The organism is Pseudomonas sp. PvP027, assembly GCF_017833005.1.
GTDB classification, from domain to species: Bacteria; Pseudomonadota; Gammaproteobacteria; order Pseudomonadales; family Pseudomonadaceae; genus Aquipseudomonas; species Aquipseudomonas congelans.
Genome location: NZ_JAFIBK010000001.1, coordinates 2152698 through 2174404 on the forward strand (window position 1 = coordinate 2152698; position 21707 = coordinate 2174404).

A 21707-nucleotide genomic window follows, 5' to 3' on the forward strand; every position below is an offset into this window, starting at 1 on the left:
GCCAAAGGAGTGCCAGAGATGAACAGTCATACAAGCAACGGGCGTAGCCGGCACTGGCCGCACGCCCTGCTCGAAAGCGCACTGCTGACCAGCGCCCTGCTGATGGTCAGCGGTGTGGCGCTGGCCAACGCGCCTGTCGTACCCGACGCACAGAAGGCGGTGGTCAAGGAGTTGCACCAGGCCAAGACCTACACCATCACCAGCCCGCCGACCGCGCCGCTGGAAATGGCCAAGCCGGTGTTGCCCGACCTCAAGGGCTACACCGCAGAAGCCGCCTTGAAAAAGATCGTGCGCAACAAGCCGGGCAAGGTCACTGTTTCGCGGATGATGGAAGAAACCGGCCTGAAGGAATTCATCGGCGGTGACAACAAGATGGCCGAGTGGGTCAACCGCCAGCGCGGTATCCCGCAGGCCATCATGATTTCCGACGGCTACGTGAACCTGCAGGACCTGGCCAAAAAGGTGCCCAAGCAGTTCCTCAACGAGGTCTCGCCAGGTGTCTACGTGGCGCGCCTGCCGATTCTGGTAAAGGAAACCGGCACCTTCGAGATCGACAGCAAGACCAAGGAATTGCGTCTGTCTCAGGAAAAGGGCTCGTTCATCGTCAGTGAAGGCAAGATGCTGATCACTCACACTCAGGTCAACGCCTGGAGTGAAACCCGCAACAGCCTGGCGACCTATCGCAAGCCTGACGAGTTTCGCCCTTTCCTGCTGACCTGGGGTGGCTCGGAAACCTGGATCGCCAACACCAAGATGGCGAGCCTGGGCTATGACCAGAGCAAGTCCTACGGCATCAGTATTTCCCAGTACACGCCCAACACCGCGAAGGTGCTCAAGCGTCCCGAACCGACGGGCTGGATCATCGATTCAGAGTTCTCGGACATGTGGTACGGCTTCTACTGCTATGAAACCCGCGACTTCGTGGTCAAGGGCAACACCTACCGCGACAACATCATTTACGGCATTGACCCGCACGACCGTTCGCACGGTCTGATCATCGCCGAAAACGACGTTTACGGGACCAAGAAGAAGCACGGGATCATTATTTCCCGGGAAGTGGACAACAGCTTCATCTTCCGCAACAAGAGCCACAACAACAAATTGTCCGGCGTGGTTCTGGACCGTAACAGCGTCGGCAACATCGTCGCCTACAACGAGATTTACCAGAACCACACTGACGGCATCACCCTGTACGAAAGCGGCAACAACCTGCTGTGGGGCAATCGCGTGATCGCCAACCGCCGCCACGGGATCCGCGTGCGTAACAGTGTGAACATCAAGCTGTACGAGAACGTCGCCATGGGCAACGGCCTGATGGGCGTTTACGGCCACATCAAGGACTTGAGCGACACCGACCGCGACATCGAGCTCGACCCGTTCGACGCTCAGGTATCGCTGATCATGGTCGGCGGCGAGCTGTCCAGCAACGGCTCCGGCCCGCTGTCCATCGATTCGCCACTGAGTGTCGAGCTGTATCGCGTCTCGATGCTGATGCCTACCAAAGAAGTCGGCATCAGCCTCAACGGCGTCCTCGGTGAGCGCCAGGACGAAATCCTCGACCTGCTGGTACGCCAGAAAAAAGCCGTATTGATCGACCCCGTCGAAAGCCAGACCGAGCTGCGGGAATGAGGAAGGGTATTGTTATGCACGCACATCTGATCAAGCTGTTGAGCCTGTCCAGCCTCACCGCCGCCTTGATGGCCGCCGCTGGTGTCGCTCGGGCAGACGACGCGCAAGCGCCGACGTTCAAGGCCGAGCCTTGCTGCTCGCTGTGCCCGGCCGCACATGATGCGAAAAACTACACCACGCGCTATCAGCAGAACTTCACCACGCTGGTCCAGGCTCAGGGCGACTGGCTGTTCCGGACACAGGAAGACCTGCGCACCGAGTTCGACACCACACCTGCCGGCTACCGCCGCATGAAAGAACTGCACGATGCGTTCAAGAGCAAAGGCGTCGAACTGGTCGTGGTTTATCAGCCAACCCGTGGCCTGGTGGATCGCAACAAGCTGTTCCCGGCCGAACGCGACAAGTTCGACTACGACAAGGCGCTGAAAAACTATCAGGCCATGCTCGGCCGCTTCAGCAAGATGGGCTACTGGGTCCCTGACCTGTCGCCGTTGACCAACGAGCAACAGGCGCATGACTTCTACTTCCGCGGTGACCAGCACTGGACGCCGTATGGCGCGCAGCGTACGGCGAAGATCGTTGCTGAAACCGTGAAGAAAGTTCCGGGTTATAGCGACATCCCGAAGCGTGAGTTCGAAAGCCATATTTCCGGACGCATGGGCAAGACGGGCACTTTGCACAATATGGCGGGTCAATTGTGCGGCACCAGCTACGCGATCCAGTACATGGACCAGTTCACCACCGAGCCCAAGGGTGAGGCGGGCGACGGCGACCTGTTCGGCGATTCCGGTAACCCGGAAATCACCTTGGTCGGTACCAGCCACAGCGGCAAGAACTACAACTTCGCGGGCTTCCTGCAGGAGTACATGGGCGCTGACGTGTTGAACGTGGCGTTCCCTGGTGGCGGTCTGGAAGGTTCGATGCTGCAGTACCTGGGCAGTGAAGACTTCCAGAAGCGTCCGCCGAAAATTCTCATCTGGGAATTCTCGCCGCTGTATCGCCTGGATCAGGAGACCATCTATCGCCAGATGATGTCGCTGCTGGACAACGGCTGTGAGGGCAAGCCTGCCGTCATGAGCGCCAGCACCACACTCAAGCCGGGCACCAACGAAGTGTTGGTCAATGGCAAGAATGGCATCAAGGATATTCGCAACGGCAGCAATCAGATCGACATCAAGTTTGACGACACCTCGGTGAAAGTCCTTCAGGCCAGACTCTGGTACATGAACGGTCGCCACGAAGATCTGAAAATCGAGAAACCGGAAACGTCAGACACCGATGGACGCTTCGCCTTTGAATTGCGCGAGGACGAGGATTGGGCCAACCAGCAACTGCTGGCGCTGGAAATCCAGGGACCGGAAGCAGGCACGGCACCACAAAAAGTCGAAGCCAAAGTATGCAAACGCAACGTGTTCCCGAGCGCTGCGACACACACCGCTCAAGCCGGACTATGAGGTGACTTATGCAGACTCCTAAACTGATACGCCCTACCCTGCTGTCGATGGCAATCCTGTCATCGATGGCCTGGGCCACGGGCGCGTCCGCCGCACTGGTTCCACCCAAGGGCTATGACGCCCCGATCGAAAAAATGAAGACTGGCGATCACAACTTCAGCTGTGAAGCCATTCCAAAGCCCTACACCGACAAGCTGGTCTTTCGCAGCAAGTACGAGGGTTCGGACAAGGCACGCGCAACGCTCAATGCAGTCTCCGAAGAAGCGTTCCGCGATGCGACCAAGGACATCACCACCCTTGAGCGTGGCGTCAGCAAAGTCGTGATGCAGTACATGCGCGACGGTCGTCCGGAACAACTCGATTGCGCGCTGAACATGATGACCACCTGGGCCAAGGCCGATGCGCTGGAGTCACGCGAGTTCAACCACACCGGTAAATCCATGCGCAAATGGGCACTGGGCAGCATGTCCTCCGCCTACCTGCGCCTGAAGTTCTCCGAGTCGCACCCGCTGGCCAATCGTCAGCAGGACGCAAAGATCATCGAAACCTGGTTCAGCAAGCTGGCCGATCAGGTGGTCAGCGACTGGAGCAATCTGCCGCTGGAAAAAATCAACAACCACTCGTACTGGGCTGCCTGGTCAGTGATGGCAACCGCTGTCGCCACCAATCGTCAGGACCTGTTCGACTGGGCCGTGAAGGAATACAAGGTCGCTGCCAATCAAGTGGACAAGGACGGTTTCCTGCCCAACGAGATGAAGCGCCGTCAGCGTGCACTGTCGTATCACAACTACGCATTGCCACCGCTCGCGATGATTGCCAGCTTCGCCCAGGCCAATGGCGTGGACCTGCGTCCGGAAAACAATGGCGCCTTGAAGCGTCTGGGTGACCGGGTTCTGGCCGGCGTCAAAGACCCTTCGATATTCGCTGAACACAACGGCGAGAAACAGGACATGACGGACCTGAAGAAAGATCCGAAATTCGCCTGGCTCGAACCGTACTGCTCGCTCTACAACTGCAGCCCGGATGTGCTGGAAGAGAAACACGAAAAGCAGCCATTCAAAACGTTCCGCCTGGGCGGTGACCTGACCAAGGTCTACGACCCGTCGCACGAGAAAGGCGACAAGGGCGACAACGTCAGCGAGTGATGCGCAGTTGATTTTTGTCGAAGCTGGCCAGGCGATGCATCCCTGAAAGCAGGGCTCGCCTGAACAGCTTCGCAAGCGCGCAGTGAAGTGATTTACCCCTCCTTTTTTACGGGGGGGTTTGGGGGGGCTTTGAGCCCTTGAATGTTGGACAAACGGAGAGATAAGGATGGTTTTCTCATCCAACGTGTTCCTGTTCCTGTTCATGCCGGTCTTTCTCGGCTTGTACTACCTGAGCGGGCAACGCTATCGCAATCTGCTGCTGCTGATTGCCAGCTATATCTTCTACGCCTGGTGGCGAGTGGACTTTCTGGCGCTGTTCATCGGCGTGACCGTCTGGAACTACTGGATCGGTCTCAAGGTAGGCGCAGCAGGTGTGCGGACCAAGCCGGCACAGAAATGGTTGCTGCTTGGTGTGATCGTGGACCTGTGTATTCTGGGCTACTTCAAATACGCCAACTTCGGCGTGGACAGCATCAACGCAGCCATGACCTCGATGGGTCTTGAACCGTTCATCCTGACTCACGTGCTGTTGCCGATCGGTATCTCGTTCTATGTCTTCGAGTCCATCAGCTACATCATCGACGTTTACCGCGGCGACACCCCGGCCACGCGCAACCTGATCGACTTCGCTGCATTCGTCGCGATCTTTCCGCACCTGATCGCCGGCCCCGTGCTGCGTTTTCGCGATCTGGCCGACCAGTTCAACAACCGTACACACACGCTGGACAAGTTCTCCGAAGGTGCCACGCGCTTCATGCAGGGCTTCATCAAGAAAGTGTTCATCGCCGACACCCTGGCTGTAGTCGCCGACCACTGCTTCGCCCTGCAGAACCCGACCACCGGCGACGCCTGGCTGGGTGCGCTGGCTTACACCGCACAGCTGTACTTCGACTTCTCCGGTTACAGCGACATGGCCATCGGTCTGGGTCTGATGATGGGTTTCCGCTTCATGGAAAACTTCAAACAGCCTTATATCAGCCAGTCGATCACCGAGTTCTGGCGTCGCTGGCACATCAGCCTGTCCACCTGGCTGCGTGACTATCTTTACATCACGCTGGGCGGTAACCGTGGCGGCAAATTCGCGACCTACCGCAACCTGTTCCTGACCATGCTGCTGGGTGGTCTGTGGCACGGTGCCAACGTCACCTACATCATCTGGGGCGCCTGGCACGGCATGTGGCTGGCGATCGAAAAAGCGGTCGGCATCAACACCAAACCCTACAGTTTCAACCCGATCCGCTGGGCACTTACCTTCCTTCTGGTAGTCATAGGATGGGTCATCTTCCGCGCTGAAAACCTGCACGTCGCCGGTCGTATGTACAGCGCAATGTTCAGCTTCGGCGAGTGGCAGCTGTCGGAACTCAACCGTGCCAGCCTGACCGGTCTGCAAGTCGCGACACTGGTAGTGGCTTATCTGACGCTGGCGTTCTTCGGTCTGCGCGACTTCTACCAGAACCGCGAAAAAGACACCGGCAAGAGCGCCAAGGCCGACGGTCCTGCGACCGCACAACCGGGCACCATCAAAGCGGTTCCTGGCGACGCGCCTGGCAGCCTGCACATGCCTGGCTACACCGTGGGCAGCGAAGCCCAGGTGCAACCTGCCTACTGGGTTGCCGACTGGCCACGTTACGCCATGCGCGCACTGATCCTGCTGCTGTTCGTGGCTTCGATTCTCAAACTTTCGGCGCAAAGCTTCTCGCCGTTCCTTTACTTCCAGTTCTGAGGAGCCTGACATGACCCGTTCATTACGAATCCTCTACATCGCCCTCTTCCTGGCCATTCTGCTGGTCCTGGGCGTCTGGTCGCTGCGCAGCTTCAGCACTTTCTCGACTTCTGCCGAGACCACCGTGCTCAACGGCAAATGGACCAAGGCGGCGGAAACTCATTACGACGATGAGTTCCCGATCAAGCGCCTGGGCACCAACCTCTGGGCGGCGCTGGATTTCAAACTGTTCAACGAAGGTCGTCCGGGCGTCGTGCTCGGCAAGGACCAGTGGTTGTACACCGACGAAGAGTTTGATGCGGTTGCCAACGGCGAGCAGAACGAAGCCGACAACCTGGCGATCATTCAGGGTGTGCGTGACGCACTGGAAAAACAGGGCACCAAGCTGGTCCTGGCGATTGTTCCGGCGAAGACGCGCCTGTACCCGGAACACATCGGTAACACCAAGCCTGCCAGCCTGCACGCCGATCTGTATCAGCAGTTCCATGCTCAGGTGGCCAAAGCCGGGATCTTTGCCCCTGACCTGCTGGCGCCACTGCAAGCTGCCAAGCAACAGGGCCAGGTTTTCCTGCGCACCGACACCCACTGGACGCCAATGGGTGCCGAAGTCGCCGCGCAGCAACTGAGCGCCGCGATTGCCCAGAAAACGCCACTGGAAGGCGAACCTGAGCAGTTCGTCACACAAGCCAAGGGAACCGAAGCTTACAAAGGTGACCTGACTACATTCCTGCCGCTCGATCCGCTGTTCAGCAACATGCTGCCCAAGCCGGACGAATTGCAGAAACGCAGCACCGATCCGGTAGCAGGCGAAGCGGCAGGCGGTGACGCGCTGTTCGCAGACAGCGACATCCCGGTGGGTCTGGTGGGTACCAGCTACAGCGCCAACCCTAACTGGAACTTCGTCGGAGCCTTGAAAGAAGCGCTGCGCAGCGACGTCGTCAACTACGCCGAAGACGGCCATGGCCCGATCCTGCCGATGCTCAAGTACCTGCAGACCGATGCCTTCAAGAACACCCCGCCGCAAGTGGTGATCTGGGAATTCCCGGAGCGCTATCTGCCGGCCCACAACGACCTTGGCGAGTTCGATCCGAAGTGGATCGCCGAGCTGAAGAAATCGCGTGACACCCAAGAAAACGTGGCGCTCAACGCCAAACAATCCGAGTCGCCCAACCGGGCGCAAAACTGAGAGGACTGACTCATGACTTTTAACACTACTGCTAACCGTTCGGCCGCAAAACGCCTGTTCAAAACCTGCGCAATGGCCGCCGGTCTGGGCCTGATGTCCCTGCAAGCTTTCGCCGGTGACTCCGCCCTGTACGGCCCGACCGCACCAAAAGGCTCGACCTTCGTGCGTGTCTACAACGCCAGCAACGCCGAAATCAGCGCCACCGTTGGCAACACCAACCTCAACGAAGTGGCGCCACTGGGCAGCACTGCGTTCAGCTTCATGCCGCAGGGCGACTACACCGCCAAGCTGGGCAGCCAGAGCCTGCCGGTGAAACTGGCGGGTGATCACTACTACACCATCGTCAACAACGCCAGCGGCAAACCACAGCTGGTCGAAGAGCCACCGTTCAAGAACAAGCAGAAATCCCTGGTTCGTGTGCAAAACCTGAGCGACAAGTCCCTGACCCTGAAAACCGCTGATGGCAAGACCGACGTGGTCAAGGCTGTAGCGGCAAAAGGCACCGGTGAGCGTGAAATCAACCCGGTCAAGGTCAGCCTGGCGCTGTACGACGGCGACAAGAAAGTCACCGATGTGAAACCTGTGGCACTGGAGCGTGGCGAAGCCGCTGTGCTCTACATCACCGGCAGTGGCAGCAGCCTCTCGCCAGTGTGGGTCAAGCCACCGGTCGCTACCCGCTAAACGGATTATGCCGGTCGGTTCAGGGCATAGCGCTGAGCCGGCCCGCGCGGAACAAGAACAAGACAGAAACGACAGACACCTCGTACGGCCCTAATTGAATGCTTTTGGAGAAACAAAATGATTCCAGTTATCTTGTCAGGCGGTAGTGGTTCACGACTCTGGCCGCTTTCGCGTAAACAATTCCCTAAACAGTTCCTGGCATTGACCGGCGAGCACACCCTGTTCCAGCAAACCCTGGAGCGTCTGGTGTTCGAGGGCATGCAGGAGCCTATCGTGGTCTGCAACAAGGACCACCGCTTCATCGTCAACGAACAACTCGGTGCGCTGAACCTGGAAACCCAGGCGATCCTCATGGAACCGTTCGGCCGCAACACGGCGCCAGCCGTTGCACTGACTGCCATGAAGCTGGTCAACGAAGGCAATGACGGCCTGATGCTGGTGCTGCCGGCCGACCACGTCATCGAAGACCAGAAAGCCCTGCAACGCGCTCTGGCACTGGCAACCGTAGCCGCAGAACGTGGCGAAATGGTGCTGTTCGGCGTACCGGCCAACAAGCCTGAAACCGGCTACGGCTACATCAAGTCCACCGCCGATGCCCTGCTGCCGGAAGGCGTCAGCCGCGTGTCGCAGTTCGTCGAAAAACCTGACGAAAAACGCGCCAAAGAGTTCGTTGAAGCCGGTGGCTATTACTGGAACAGCGGCATGTTCCTGTTCCGCGCCAGCCGCTTCCTTGAAGAGCTGAAAAAGCACGACCCGGACATCTACGACACCTGCCTGCTGACCCTCGAGCGCAGCGTGCAGGACGGCGATGCTCTGGAAATCGACGCCTCGACCTTCGCCTGCTGCCCGGACAACTCCATCGACTACGCAGTCATGGAAAAAACCCAGCGCGCCTGCGTTGTACCGCTGTCGGCCGGCTGGAGCGATGTCGGCTGCTGGTCGTCGCTGTGGGAAGTCAACGCCAAGGACGCCAACGGTAACGTCACCAAGGGCGACGTCGTCATCCAGGACAGCCGCAACTGCATGATCCACGGCAACGGCAAACTGGTGTCGGTGATCGGTCTGGACAACATCGTCGTCGTCGAAACCAAGGACGCGATGATGATTGCCCACAAGGACAAGGTCCAGGGCGTCAAGCAGATGGTCGCTACCCTGAACGAACAGGGCCGCACCGAGACCCAGAACCACCTCGAAGTGTACCGTCCGTGGGGCTCCTACGATTCGGTGGACATGGGCGGTCGTTTCCAGGTCAAGCGTATCTCTGTCAAGCCGGGCGCCTGCCTGTCGCTGCAGATGCACCACCACCGCGCCGAACACTGGATCGTGGTATCCGGTACTGCGCAGGTCACCTGTGACGAGAACGTGTTTTTGCTCACTGAGAACCAGTCCACCTACATCCCGATCGCCTCGGTCCATCGCCTGCGCAACCCAGGCAAGATCCCGTTGGAAATCATCGAAGTACAATCGGGCAGCTACCTGGGCGAAGATGACATCGAGCGTTTCGAAGACATCTACGGTCGTTCGAACGCGCTGGAAGCAGGTGTGAAGACCCAGACTATCGCTCGCTGATAGCGTTTCAAGCGGCAACAAGCGGCAAGTAAGACAACCCTCGACAGCTCTTTACGTATGTTTATACGTGGAGAGTTGTCGGGGGTTTTTCATTTGCGCGACTTCCCCCTTACAGGTTCTGTAGGATGTCCTGCACTCACCCCCGCTGGAGAATCGCCGCATGTTCATCGGCATCCTGTTAATCCTGACCTGGCTCATCCTTCTGCTCCGCTACCCGGCAAAGGCCTTGCCCGTTTCGCTGGCTGCGGCGGTCGGGCTCGGGGCGGTGGCGGCTATCGTCATCTGGCAGGACAGTCGGGAAACACGCCAGCTTGAGCGTCTGGATATCCGCCTGAGTTACGACCCGCAAGGCTGCCCGGCAGACCGTCCCTTGCAGGTCAGCATCACCAACACCAATCAGGTCACCCTGCAGGAACTGCGTTGGCGGATTGCTGCCTATGCGCCCGGTGATTCGGTGAACCTGACCGACAACACCTACGCGTCCGCACGCTATCGCGGCCCTGGTGAACTTCAGGCCAAAGGCACGTGGCAGGATTGCGTGCCGGTACCGGCACTGCGCAGCGGGTATCGCCCACAAACCCTGGAATTTCGCGCAGAACATCTGCAAGGCAGTTTCTCGGACTGACCACAAGGATCGTAAACATGCCTATTGCTCTTATAACTGGCTGCTCCAGCGGAATAGGCCGCGCCCTGGCCGACGCGTTCAAGGCCGCTGGCTATGAAGTCTGGGCCACTGCACGCAAGGCCGACGATGTCGCGGCACTCAGTGCAGCGGGTTTCATCGCCGTGCAACTGGATGTCAACGACAGCCTGGCGCTGGAGCAACTGGCCGCCGGTCTGGAACACAGCGGCCTGGATGTGTTGATCAATAACGCTGGCTATGGCGCGATGGGCCCCCTGCTCGACGGCGGTGTGCAGGCCTTGCAGCGGCAGTTCGAAACCAATGTGTTTTCCGTGGTGGGGGTGACCCGGGCGCTGTTTCCGGCACTGCGTCGCAACAAGGGTCTGGTGGTGAACATCGGCAGCGTATCCGGTGTGCTGGTCACGCCGTTTGCGGGTGCTTACTGCGCGTCCAAGGCGGCGGTGCATGCTCTCAGTGATGCGCTGCGTCTGGAGCTGGCGCCGTTCGGCGTTCAGGTAATGGAGGTACAGCCCGGCGCGATTGCGTCGAGTTTCGCGCAGAACGCCAGCCACGAAGCCGAGCAACTGATCAGCGAGCAATCGCCCTGGTGGCCGATCCGCGAGGGCATTCGTGCACGCGCCAGGGCTTCACTGGACAACCCTACCCCCGCCACGTCATTCGCTCGCGACCTGCTCAAAGCCGTGCAACAAATCCATCCGCCACGCCTGCTGCGCCTGGGCAACGGCTCACGCCTTTTGCCGTTGATGGCGTGGTTGCTGCCCAAGGGACTGCTGGATATGGGCCTGAAAAAACGCTTTGGGCTGAACGCTGATCTGTAGCCGAGTCGTGTAACTATCGTGCCAATGCTCCGCGTTGGCATGCCGTTCTGGACGCTCTGCGCCCTCAAGCATCAGCCGTCTACCGGCCTGACAATCACGGTGCAGGTCATCCCTGCTGCCAGCAACACGCCCTCTGGCACCTGATCCAGGTGAATGCGCACCGGCACGCGCTGGGCCAGGCGTACCCAATTGAAGGTCGGGTTGACGTCGGCGATCAGTTCGCGGCTTTGCGGGTTGTCACGGTCGTAGATGCCGCGTGCGATGCTTTCGACATGGCCCTTGAGCACCTCGCCGCTCATCAGTTGCAGGTCCGCCGGATCACCCACTTTCAGGTGCGGCAACTTGGTTTCCTCGAAGAAGCCGTAGACCCAGAACGAGTTCATGTCGACCACAGCCATCTTCGCTTCACCGATGCGCGCATAGTCGCCGCGATGGACATTGAGGTTGGTCACATAACCGTCCACCGCAGCCAGCACTCGTGTGCGTGACAGGTTCAGCTCCGCCGCCTCCAGTTGCGCCTGGGCCAACTGGTAATCGGCCAGGGCCGAGGTGGCAACGTTGCTCGCGTCGTCACGATTTTCCGCAGAGATGACCAGTTCATCCATGTCGGCACGCCGCCTGGCATTCAGTTTGCGCATCTCCCAGGTCGCCTTGCGCGAAGCCAGCAAGGCCTGCGCCTGCTTTACGGCGATCCGGTAATGCTCCGGGTCGATCTGCATCAGCAGATCGCCACGTTTTACCCACTGGTTGTCATGCACCGGGACGTCGACCACGGTACCGGACACATCGGCGGCCACGTTGATGATATCGGCGCGTACCCGGCCATCGCGGGTCCACGGAGTATCCATGTAGTCGACCCACAGCGTACGACCGATCCAGAGCGCGATTGCCAGCACCAGCAAGGTGGCAAACAGACTGAAAAGCTTTTTCATCCAGAGATTTTTCCCGACTCAGGCGTCAACGATAAAGGGGCAGCGCCAACGCGCCGAAGATGCAGATAAACAGGCTCAGACGCAGCAGGGCCGGGTGCCAGAAATGCCGGTACAGGTCAAAACCGGCCAGCAGTCGATCCAGCCGCCAGGCCAGAACCACGGCCAGCAGAAAGATCAGCGTGAGGGCCGGCATGTACAGGCCGTGGAAGGCTATTTCACGCGGCATGAGCGACTCCTGAAGCGGTTCGCGCGACGCCATAGGCGGCCAGCGGCGACTGCGGGTCCAGCAGCGAGGTGCGGATAAAGTGCAGATAGCTTTTTACCCGGCGCAGCACCGACGTGTCGAAATGCGAGGCGAAGGGTTCATCCGCTTCCTGCACCCGCTTGATGGCCTGATCGACTGCCGACAGACAGCGCTGCAGATTGACTGCATCAGGCAGGATGAACAGCCGCACCAGAGCGCGACCCATGACTCGCAGCGCGATGCGCCAGGGCTGGTAGTCGGCGTAGGCAGGGTGAACCGGCAGAATCGCCTGCTCATGGCGCAGCTCGATAATGGCGTGGCCGATTTCCAGCACCACGAACATCCAGCGCAACAGCTCGCGCTGTACCAGCGGTTTGCCAATCGCCAGGCCATACGCCTGATGCATCAGGTCGCGGGTCTGGCTTTCGAAGCTTGAGCCCAGACGCTTGAGCGGTGCGCTGATCGCAAACACCACCTGATTGCGCACGGCTTGCTCGAGGCGTTGCCACATCCAGCGGCTGTTGGGTGGCAGGATGATTGCCCCGGCAGCGGCACAGATCAGCATGCCGATGACCATTGCGATGTAATCGTTGATGAAGGTGTAAGGGTCATAGATCGTCAGGTTGTCCGGCACCGAGCCCAGGCTGAAAAAAATCAGCAGCCCCAGCCCGTACCCCGTCCACTGTGGGCGTGAGCCCAGGTACGCGCCGAGCACAAATACCGGGGCCAACAGCAGGCACAGCAACGGAAAACCGTCGATGTGCGGGAACAGAAAAAACGTTTCGATAAAGCCCGACAGCGCGCCGAGCAACGTTCCGCCGGCCATCTGCAGCGACATGCGCCTGGGGTTGTGGGTGGTCGACGACAGTGCAACGGTGGCCGCCGAGGCCAGGACCATGCTTGCGCCGCTGGGCCACGCCGTCAGTACCCAATACACACTCATCAGACCGACCACGCAGGTCGCCCGGGCGCCGGCTGCCAGCGCGGTCATCCAATGGGTGCGCGGCACGAACGAGCCTTTCCACTGTTCACGCTCATGGCTGTGCTCGGCCAGCGATGCATGGGTTCTTGCGTAGTCGAGCAACTCGCTGAGCAGGCGGTACAGCAGCTCGAACGAGGTGTGAAAGTCCAGTCGCTCGGCGTCGCTGGGCAGGCTGCGCTCCAGCTCGGCGCGCAGGCTTCTGACCTGCTCGGGAAAGTGCGCCCTGCACGACTCCAGGCGCGTGACCAGCAGCGCAGCGTCATCGTTGGTCAAGGCGCGCTCGGCGAAGCCGTCGAGCAGTTCTGCAAGGTTCTCAAGGCCAGGATCAATATGCTTCAACACCTGATCGGCCTGCTCGAGACGCAGACGCTCGAGCAATTGGTGCAGGGCATTGAAACGTGTGGTGACCGCCATGAATTCGCTGTTCAAACGGTTGAGTCGCCCGTTGCGGCGTCGCATGTGCGGGTCTTCGAATACCGTGACGCTGCGCAGTCCCTCCAGGCCGATGGCCTCGGCCACAAAGCGTACGTTGCCGGTTTCAAATTCAGCGCGTGAAATGTCGCCGCGCAGGCCGTTGGCCACGAAGCGAGCGAACCCGCCGAAGCGCAGATACAGCGCGTTGCGCATCGCAGCGCTGGAACTCTGCGGCAGCACCGCCGCACTGATTGCCGTAGAACACAGGATGCCCAGAGTGATTTCCACTACCCGCCACACCGCCGACATGAACGAACCTTCAGGATGCGCCAGCGCTGGCAGGCCCACCATGGCGGCCGTGTACCCGGCCAGCACAAAGCCGTACGCGCGAAAGTTGCGATAGCGCGCCGCACCGGCCGAACACAGGCCGACCCAAAGCGCGAGACTGCCGAGAAACGGTAGCGGATTCTGCGCAAACAGGGCCATCAACAGCACCATCATCGCCGACCCGGCCAGCGTTCCCAGCAGGCGATAAAAACTCTTGGCGAACACCTGGCCGCTCTGCGGTTGCATGACGATGAACACCGTGATCATCGCCGTGTGCGGCTGCGGCAGTTCCAGACGCAGTGCCAGCCAGTAGGTGAGGAATGCGGCGAGCAGCACCTTGAAGATGTAAACCCAGGTCACCCCGTCACTGCGCGCCCAGCTGTGCAATTCGCGACGCCACGGCAGGTCGGTGATGCGTTGCAAAGAGGCAATCATTGCCCGCCCCCGGATTCGGCAGCAGTGTGTGCGGAATGATCATCGCCATTGTCATTGCCGCCACCGTCACCACCCAGCGCCACCACCAGCCCGGCGTAGGCTTCAAGCCGCGCGGCCTCGACCTGTTGCTGAACCTGCTGCTGGCGAAACAGTTGCGTGCGCGCATTGAGCACGTTCAGGTAGTCGGTCAGGCCGCGCTGCCAGGCAATCAGGGCAATGTCGTAGGTCTTTTGTGCAGACGCCACCGACTCGGCGGCGAGTGCCTGTTGCTTGTCCATCGAGGCGCGCCGAATCAACTGGTCGGAAACACCTTTCAGCGCCATCACCAGCGTCTGGTTGTAATGCGCCACGGCCTGATCGTAAGCAGCCGACGCCCGTCCCAGCTCCGCCCGCAAGCGTCCACCGTCGAAGATCGGCAGGCTGATGGCCGGTCCGACCTTGTAGCCCAGCTTGCTGCCGGTCAGAAACTCCAGCATGCCGCCGCCCGTGGCCATATAGCTCAGGCTGCCGAGCAGATCGACATTGGGATAAAAGCCGGCATGCGCAACGTCGATACCGCGTGCCTGCGCCGCCACCTGCCAACGAGCAGCCACCACGTCAGGCCGCTGACCGAGCAGTTCGGCTGGCAATGCCGAGGGCAATGTCAGTGCGGTGTGCAAGGACAGCGCGGGCCGTCGCAACGCCGCGCCCTGCCCCGGTCCCTTGCCTGCCAGTGCGGCCAGCTGGTTGCGACTCAACGCGATGGCCTCTTGCAGCGCATCGATCTGCCGATGCGCCTCAGGCAGCGGGGTTTCGGCCTGACTGACGTCGAAGTGCGTGCCGATCCCGCCCTTGAGGCGACGCTGCGCCAGGTCGAGTATCTGTTGCTGCTGGGCCAGGGCCGCCTCGGCGATATCCAGTCGGGCGTAGTCGAGGGACAGCTGGATATAGGCGCGGACCACGTTTTCCTGCAATTCGAGCTGCGCCTGACGCTGCTCGGCAGCACTCGCGTGCGCCAGATCAACGGCCTGCTCGCTGGCATTGCGTTCGCGTCCCCACAAGTCCAGCGCGTAGCTCAAGCCCAGCGCCGCATTGTTGTCCCAGCTGCGAGTATCGGCCAACGCTCCGGGGCCATAAAACTGATCCTCGGGCCAGTCGTGACGCATCAGGCTGGCGCTGCCTTGCAGCTGCACAGACTCGGCGGACTCGGCGACCTGCGCCATCGCTTTTGCCTGGCGCACACGCGCAGCGGCAAGGGCCAGGCTCGGGCTGCCCAGCGTCGCCATCTCGACCCAGCGGTCCAGTTGCGCGTCGCCGTAGGCACGCCACCATTGCGCCGCGGGCCAATGGGCGTCGAGGGCAGCGCTCTGAATCGCCTGATCGGTGGCCAGGTTGTCAGCGTGCAGGACACTGCCCTGCGGTTTGATTCCATGTGTTCCGATACAGCCGCTGGTGACCAGCGTAAAAGCCAGAAGACCGACGGGCCAGAGCCCTCTGATGATGCGACGCGGCACAGCTGCAAGTTCCCGAACGAAGGTGACACACCTTGAATGGCGGCGATTCTAGGCGGCGCTCGGGGCGGCGATAAGCGGGGAGATTTGTGAATCTTTGTTACTGAAACGGCGATAATCCTTTGGTCTGGATACATGCATCCGTTACTTCATGTCACAATTTGCCATCTACTCAGAGAAGTACCCATGGACACCCTGCAAAACATGCGTGCCTTCAGCTGCGTGGCGCAAGCGGGCAGCTTCACTGCTGCCGCCGCCGTGCTGGATACCACCACCGCCAACGTCTCGCGTGCGGTCTCCAACCTTGAAGCGCATTTACAGACGCGCCTGCTCAATCGCACCACTCGCCGCATTGCTCTCACCGAAGCAGGCAAGCGTTATCTGTTGCGCTGCGAGCAGATTCTCGCCTCGGTAGAAGAAGCCGAGGCCGAAGCCAGCGACGCCCATGCCCGCCCGGCCGGGCAGCTCAAGGTGCATTCCATGCCCGGCGTCGGCCAGCATTATGTGATCGACGCCATCGCACGTTACCGACGCAACCACCCGGACGTGGCGTTCGACCTGACCATGACCCACCGCGTGCCGGACTTGCTGGAAGAGGGCTATGACGTGTCGATCGTGCTCGCCAGCGAACTGGCCGACTCGGGTTTTGTGTCTCAGCGCCTGGGCATTACCTACAGCATCGTCTGCGCGTCCCCCGAGTACGTCAAAACGTTCGGCATGGCGCACAAGCCTGCCGACCTGCTGAATCATGCGTGTCTGCGTCTGGTGAGCCCGGTATTCCCGCTGGACAAATGGCTGTTCGATGGCCCGGAAGGTCAGGAGATGGTCACCATCAACAGCTCGCCGCTGCTGGTCAACTCTGCGGATGCGATGAAGACTGCGATTTCCAGCGGCATGGGGATTGGCATCCTGCCGATCTACTCGGCGATCGAGGGGCTGCGCAACGGCACGTTGGTGCGCGTGTTGTCCGATTACCGTTCGCAGGAGCTGAACCTGTACGCCATCTACCCGTCACGCCAGTATCTGGATGCGAAGATCAGAACCTGGGTTGAATACCTGCGCGGGTCCCTGCCGGAAATTCTCGCTGCCGATGAAGCCGATCTGCATGTGCAGGCCCTCAAGTCATCGTTCTGACATCGTACAACTGCAAAAAGCGGCTGCCAAAGAGCGGGGAGGAATGTTAGCGTGCTACTCATTCAACCGCTCGAGAGTGACTGCCCAATGAAAAAAACCGTACTCGCCTTCAGCCGTGTTTCTCCTGAAATGGCCGAGCGCCTGGCGCAAGACTTCAACGTGATCGTGCCCAACCCCAAGCAGGGTGATATCAACGCCCAGTTTGCAGAAGCCTTGCCTGAATCCCACGGGCTGATCGGCGCAGGCCGCAAGCTGGGTCGCGAACAACTGCAGAACGCCACCAAGCTGGAGGTGGTGTCCAGCATCTCGGTGGGTTACGACAACTACGACGTCGACTACCTGAGCGAGCGCGGCATTCTGCTGACCAACACGCCGGATGTACTGACCGAAAGCACTGCTGACCTGGGCTTCTCGCTGATCATGAGCAGCGCCCGTCGAGTAGCCGAACTGGACGCCTATACCAAGGCCGGACAGTGGACGCGCAGCATTGAACCGCCGCACTTCGGCACCGATGTGCATGGCAAGACGCTGGGTATCGTCGGCATGGGCAATATCGGCGCAGCCATTGCCCGGCGCGGTCGTCTGGGCTTCAACATGCCGATTCTGTACAGCGGCAACAGCCGCAAGACCGAACTCGAACAGGAACTGGGCGCACAGTTTCGTAGCCTGGATCAATTGCTGGCCGAGGCGGATTTCGTCTGCCTGGTCGTGCCGTTGAGTGAAAAGACCAAACACTTGATCGGCCGCCGCGAGTTGAGCCTGATGAAGCCAGGCGCAATCCTGGTCAACATCGCCCGCGGCCCGATCGTCGACGAACCCGCGCTGATCGAGGCGCTGCAGAACGGCACCATTCGCGGTGCCGGTCTGGACGTCTACGAAAAAGAACCGCTGAGCGAATCGCCGCTGTTCCAGCTCAAGAACGCAGTGACCCTGCCGCACATCGGCTCAGCCACCACCGAAACCCGCCAGGCCATGGCCGACCGCGCCTACGGCAACCTGCGCAGCGCACTGCTCGGCGAACGACCGCAGGATCTGGTCAATCCGCAGGTGTGGAAAGGCTGAGGCCGCACCTCTGCCGATCTGCAGAAAAGTAACGGTCAACATCGATTCAGGCCAGTTTGCCGTCGATCACGACGGCAACCGGTCTGATCTTCCTGAACACCAGCACATTGCCGACCATCACCAGCAGCAGACCCAGCAGCGCAGCCGAGGTCCACTGATAGCCCTCCACCCAGGCAGAAATATTCAGCGCCACGACCGGGAACAGCACCGTGCAGTAAGCCGCGCGCTCCGGGCCCATGCGCCCGACCAGGGTCAGGTAGGCAGTGAACGCAATCACCGAGCCGGGGATAACCAGGAACAGCAGTGAGCCTACATAGCGCGTGTTCCATTCGAAGGTGAACGGCGTGCCGCTCAGCAGGCAATACATACCCAGTATCGTCGCCCCATAGAACATGCCCCATGCATTGGTGGTCAGCGGACGCAGCCCGGCTTTCTGCTGCAGGCTCGACAGCATGTTGCCCGCCGAAAAGCACAGCGTGCCCAGCAAGGCCAGTCCCAGGCCGATGAGGGTTTGCTGGCTCGCGCCATGCCCGGACATCTCAGGCCAGAACAGACAGGCCAGACCGATCAGACCCATGGCGCCACCGGCCAGTACATTGCCGGCGATTTTCTGGCGAAAGAACACCCGTGCGTTCAGCGCATTCCACAGCGTCGAGGTCGAGAACACCACGGCGATCAGGCCGCTGGGTATCCACTGGCTGGCCGTGTAGAAACACATGAAGTTGACGCAGAACAGGCACACGCCCTGCGCCAGGCAAATCAACTGGCCACGACGATTGACCGGCTGCAGACGTTTGCTCAGCAACAGGAATGCAAACAGCACCAACGCTGCCAGGGCGAAGCGATAGACGATCGATACCGGAATCGCCACATCGCCGAGTTGAAGTTTCAGGGCAATCCAGGTGGTGCCCCAGATCAGCACGGTCAGCAGATAAAGCGAGAGGTTCATGGTGCAGGCTCCTTGGTGAGCCATCAGTCTGCTGCGTGCCGGCCTGCCAGCGCTTGCACAATCTTGCGCATTTGCTTCAGGCGCTACTGGCAGCGGCGTCGCCAGCGAGTAGGATACAAATCCAAGAGGAATCGTCATGCCCGCCATTGAATCCATCCAGGTCTTTCAGGCCCTGAACAGTTCACCCAATGCCAATCTGGAGCAGAGCGCGCCGCTGGGCGACGGTCTGGTGGCGGCACTGTGGAACAATCGGCATGACTCGCAGGAGTATCACGCACCGACCCACCATACGCTGTCGTGCTATATCGAGGACGGTACCGGGACTTTCCGACGCGGCAGACCCGACCAGAAAGGCGCGCCGGGCAAGCTGTGCATATTGCCTGCCGGCCATGAGTCCGCCTGGGTAGTGAATGGCGAGATCCGTCTGGCGCATCTGTATTTCAGCCCGGAACAGTTCGCGCTGGGCTGCGTGACCCTGCTGGATCGCGAGCCGCGCGAGATGCAGCTGCGGGAAAACACCTTCCTGGAAGACCCCGCACAAGCGGCACGCTTCCGGCAACTGATTCGCCTTAACTGGGCAGAACCCGGCGAGCGCCTGCTGACCAGCAGCCTGGCGCACGAGATGGTCAGCCACGCGCTGCTCAGCCAGGCGGGCCTGCGCGACGGGCTGCGTTTGAAGGGCGGCCTGGCGCCGCATCTGCGCCGGCATCTGGTGGACTTCATCGAAATGCATCTCGCCGACCCGCTGAGCCTTGGCCAACTGGCAGGCCTGTGCGCGCTGTCGGAATACCACTTCGCACGCATGTTTCGCGAAAGCTTCGGTTTGCCGCCGCACCAGTACCTGCTGGCGCGGCGTATCGAGCAGGCGCGACAGTTGCTGCGCAGTACCGGCAAGCCGCTGGGCGAAATCGCGCTGGCCTGCGGTTTCGCCAGCGCCAGCCATTTCAGCAACCGTTTTCGTCAGGCCATGGGGGCGACACCTGGTGAGTACAGGACGGCCTTAGGCCAATAACTGACTCACCGCTGCCAACGGGCTCAGCAGCACACCGCACCCCACCAGCGCAAGTACCCAACGCGGCCGGAACGACAGCAACGCAACCAGCAGCACCGCACTGCCCATCAGCGCAGCGAACCAGTGCACCGTCCCCATCATCCAGCCATGGTCATCAACCGCCGCCCACGACGACAGCAACAGCGCGCCCCAGCCGGCCAGCTTGAACGCCCGACGCCGCTGCACGGTCAATGGGCCCTTGAGCAGTTCGCCGTAATGGCGCGCCATGGACAGGCACAGGCATGTGAACCCCACGTAGCACAGCAAGGCTGCCAGCAGCATCAGGGAGTCTCCCGAGGTACGACCGGCAACGAGACGCGCGTGGCTTTAGCGGCGACAGGTGCAACCTTGAACTTCAGCGCCGCCCAGCCCAGAAACAGCCCGGTGACCAGCGCCGTCAGGTCAAAAGCCACCAGCACCCAGTGTCCTGACATCAAAGCACCCAGCAGGTAGCGACCGCAGGTCAGCAGATCGAGCAGCGGCAGACCGGCGAACAGCAGCGCGCCCAGCCCCAGTTGCTCTCGCCATGCATGACGCCCCTTGCGCAGTACAGCGTGCATGACTGACAGGGCCCAAAACGTGAAGAACACGCTGACCTCCCAATCGGCACGCCCGGCGAATTCGCCCGGCAGCAAACGATTGGCCCAGAAGAAGCTGGCCACGGCAATCATCAACCCGGACATGCTGGCAATGTTCAGCACTTCGACCACACGCAATTCCAATGGCAGCACGCCGGCCTTTGCATGCTTGAGCTGACGCTTGCCCAGCCACATGACCGACCCGGTGCCGATCATTGCAGTCCCGGCGACACCGAAAATGAAGTACAGCCAGCGCAGCAAGGGTTCGGCGAAATGGCCCACGTGCAGGCCGTACATCCCGCTGGAAATCAGCAGCGCCAGCGGGCGCTCGGGGACTTCGTTCAACAGCTCGCCACTGGCACCGCTGAACGTCAGCGCCCCGCCCCGGTCCGGCACGATGCTGCCCTTGTCGTCACGCGTCAGCAAAACCGAGGCGCTGCTGTCTCCCGGATTGTTGACGATGACCCGACCGACCTGGCCGCTGTCCCATTTCGCATTCGCTGCATTGACCAACGGCGCAAGCGCCACCAGCGGCGCAGCCGTGCCTTCACGCTTGACCGTTTCCGGAAACGGATAGGCTTCACTGTAGAAAGCCTGAACAGTGTCGTACTGGCTGAGGATGCTCGCGGGCATCACCATCGACATGAAGATCACCAGACTGCTGTAGGTGATCATCAGGTGGAACGGCAGCACCAGCACGCCCAGCGCGTTATGCCCGTCCAGCCAGGAACGCTGGCCCTTGCGCGGACGGAAGGTGAAGAACTCCTTGAAAACCTTTTTGTGAATGATGATGCCGGTGATCAGCGCGACCAGCATCACCATCGCGGCGCTGGTTGCCAGCCAGCGGCCCCAGGGATAAGGCATCTGTAATTGATAGTGAAAACGGTAGAAGAAATCGCCACCGCGCGTGTCACGCGCCTGCACCTCGCTGCCGGTTTGCGGATCGAGCAGCTTGCGCACGAAGTTGTTGCGCTGGCCCTGCTTGCCTTCGGGCAGCCAGCCGACCATCAGGCCTGGCGTGCGCTGATCGGGCAGGCTGATGAACCAGCGCGTGGCCCCGGCCGCATGGCTTTGCAGGTAATGCTGAGCCTGTTGCACGCTGGTGCCTGCATCGAGGGTGCGCACCGGAATCTCCGGCTGCATCCAGTGGGTAATCTCGTCCTTGAAATAGGAAAGCGTGCCGGTCAGAAAAATCGCGAACAGCAGCCAGCCAAACAGCAAACCGACCCAGGTGTGCAGCCAGGCCATCGACTGGCGAAAC

The 21707-nt window shown here is 60.6% G+C and carries 19 protein-coding genes; 12 read left to right on the forward strand and 7 right to left on the reverse strand.

Annotated features, from left to right (window positions below; all coding sequences use genetic code 11):
• Positions 1–18 precede the first annotated feature (18 nt).
• From algG to JOE33_RS08935, 9 genes are all read left to right on the forward strand, one after another.
• The gene (gene algG, locus JOE33_RS08895) at positions 19–1629 is read left to right on the forward strand and encodes a mannuronan 5-epimerase AlgG (RefSeq protein WP_010435469.1); all 1611 of its coding nucleotides are present in this window, start codon (positions 19–21) and stop codon (positions 1627–1629) included.
• 14 nt (positions 1630–1643) lie between these two features.
• Positions 1644–3083, forward strand: coding sequence for an alginate biosynthesis protein AlgX (locus JOE33_RS08900; protein ID WP_010435472.1), 1440 nt, complete (start codon positions 1644–1646; stop codon positions 3081–3083).
• An 8-nt stretch (positions 3084–3091) separates the two neighbouring features.
• Positions 3092–4228, forward strand: coding sequence for a mannuronate-specific alginate lyase (locus tag JOE33_RS08905; protein ID WP_010435474.1), 1137 nt, complete (start codon positions 3092–3094; stop codon positions 4226–4228).
• 166 nt (positions 4229–4394) lie between these two features.
• Entirely contained in the window at positions 4395–5951 is a 1557-nt protein-coding gene (locus tag JOE33_RS08910; protein ID WP_010435476.1) for an MBOAT family O-acyltransferase, read from the forward strand.
• Between the two features lie 10 nt (positions 5952–5961).
• Positions 5962–7137 (forward strand): alginate O-acetyltransferase, encoded by a 1176-nt coding sequence (locus JOE33_RS08915; protein WP_010435479.1) that lies wholly within the window; start codon positions 5962–5964, stop codon positions 7135–7137.
• A gap of 12 nt (positions 7138–7149) precedes the next feature.
• Complete coding sequence (locus tag JOE33_RS08920) at positions 7150–7818, forward strand: alginate O-acetyltransferase AlgF (protein ID WP_003316943.1); 669 nt, start codon at positions 7150–7152, stop codon at positions 7816–7818.
• A 117-nt stretch (positions 7819–7935) separates the two neighbouring features.
• A complete protein-coding gene (locus tag JOE33_RS08925) occupies positions 7936–9387 on the forward strand; it encodes a mannose-1-phosphate guanylyltransferase/mannose-6-phosphate isomerase (protein ID WP_096129682.1) in 1452 nt (483 codons plus the stop codon).
• 160 nt (positions 9388–9547) lie between these two features.
• Positions 9548–10012: a multidrug transporter gene (locus JOE33_RS08930; RefSeq protein ID WP_122530411.1), complete on the forward strand. Its 465-nt coding sequence runs from the start codon at positions 9548–9550 to the stop codon at positions 10010–10012.
• Positions 10013–10029: 17 nt separating this feature from the next.
• Positions 10030–10848 carry an SDR family oxidoreductase gene (locus JOE33_RS08935; protein ID WP_187625149.1) on the forward strand — a complete coding sequence of 273 codons (819 nt, stop codon included), beginning with the start codon at positions 10030–10032 and terminating at the stop codon, positions 10846–10848.
• A gap of 71 nt (positions 10849–10919) precedes the next feature.
• Here the strand turns inward: JOE33_RS08935 and JOE33_RS08940 are convergent, their stop codons facing one another.
• Genes JOE33_RS08940 through JOE33_RS08955 form a run of 4 tightly spaced genes read right to left on the reverse strand, consistent with a single transcriptional unit; the run spans position 10920 to position 15675 of the window.
• Positions 10920–11780 carry an HlyD family secretion protein gene (locus JOE33_RS08940; RefSeq protein ID WP_010435486.1) on the reverse strand — a complete coding sequence of 287 codons (861 nt, stop codon included), beginning with the start codon at positions 11778–11780 and terminating at the stop codon, positions 10920–10922.
• 25 nt (positions 11781–11805) lie between these two features.
• A complete protein-coding gene (locus tag JOE33_RS08945) occupies positions 11806–12006 on the reverse strand; it encodes a DUF1656 domain-containing protein (protein WP_010435489.1) in 201 nt (66 codons plus the stop codon).
• The gene (locus JOE33_RS08950; protein WP_010435491.1) at positions 11996–14182 is read right to left on the reverse strand and encodes an FUSC family protein; all 2187 of its coding nucleotides are present in this window, start codon (positions 14180–14182) and stop codon (positions 11996–11998) included. Before JOE33_RS08950 ends, JOE33_RS08945 begins: the two co-directional genes overlap by 11 nt.
• Positions 14179–15675: an efflux transporter outer membrane subunit gene (locus JOE33_RS08955; RefSeq protein WP_010435494.1), complete on the reverse strand. Its 1497-nt coding sequence runs from the start codon at positions 15673–15675 to the stop codon at positions 14179–14181. Before JOE33_RS08955 ends, JOE33_RS08950 begins: the two co-directional genes overlap by 4 nt.
• A 183-nt stretch (positions 15676–15858) precedes the next feature.
• Here JOE33_RS08955 and JOE33_RS08960 point away from each other — a divergent pair, with 183 nt between their 5' ends.
• On the forward strand, positions 15859–16806 hold the full coding sequence (locus JOE33_RS08960; RefSeq protein ID WP_002552240.1) for a LysR family transcriptional regulator: 948 nt from the start codon (positions 15859–15861) through the stop codon (positions 16804–16806).
• 87 nt (positions 16807–16893) lie between these two features.
• Positions 16894–17868, forward strand: a complete 975-nt coding sequence (locus JOE33_RS08965) for a D-glycerate dehydrogenase (RefSeq protein ID WP_010435500.1) — start codon at positions 16894–16896, stop codon at positions 17866–17868.
• A gap of 46 nt (positions 17869–17914) precedes the next feature.
• Here the strand turns inward: JOE33_RS08965 and JOE33_RS08970 are convergent, their stop codons facing one another.
• Entirely contained in the window at positions 17915–18817 is a 903-nt protein-coding gene (locus JOE33_RS08970) for a DMT family transporter (RefSeq protein WP_010435504.1), read from the reverse strand.
• A gap of 136 nt (positions 18818–18953) precedes the next feature.
• On the opposite strand from JOE33_RS08970, the gene JOE33_RS08975 reads away from it, so the two are divergent.
• Entirely contained in the window at positions 18954–19829 is an 876-nt protein-coding gene (locus JOE33_RS08975; RefSeq protein WP_187625150.1) for an AraC family transcriptional regulator, read from the forward strand.
• Here the strand turns inward: JOE33_RS08975 and JOE33_RS08980 are convergent.
• Together JOE33_RS08980 and JOE33_RS08985 are read right to left on the reverse strand one after the other, a co-directional pair.
• Positions 19818–20150 (reverse strand): DUF3325 domain-containing protein, encoded by a 333-nt coding sequence (locus JOE33_RS08980; protein ID WP_187625151.1) that lies wholly within the window; start codon positions 20148–20150, stop codon positions 19818–19820. The genes JOE33_RS08975 and JOE33_RS08980 overlap by 12 nt on opposite strands.
• Complete coding sequence (locus JOE33_RS08985; RefSeq protein WP_187625185.1) at positions 20150–21694, reverse strand: PepSY domain-containing protein; 1545 nt, start codon at positions 21692–21694, stop codon at positions 20150–20152. Before JOE33_RS08985 ends, JOE33_RS08980 begins: the two co-directional genes overlap by 1 nt.
• Between the last annotated feature and the right edge of the window lie 13 nt (positions 21695–21707).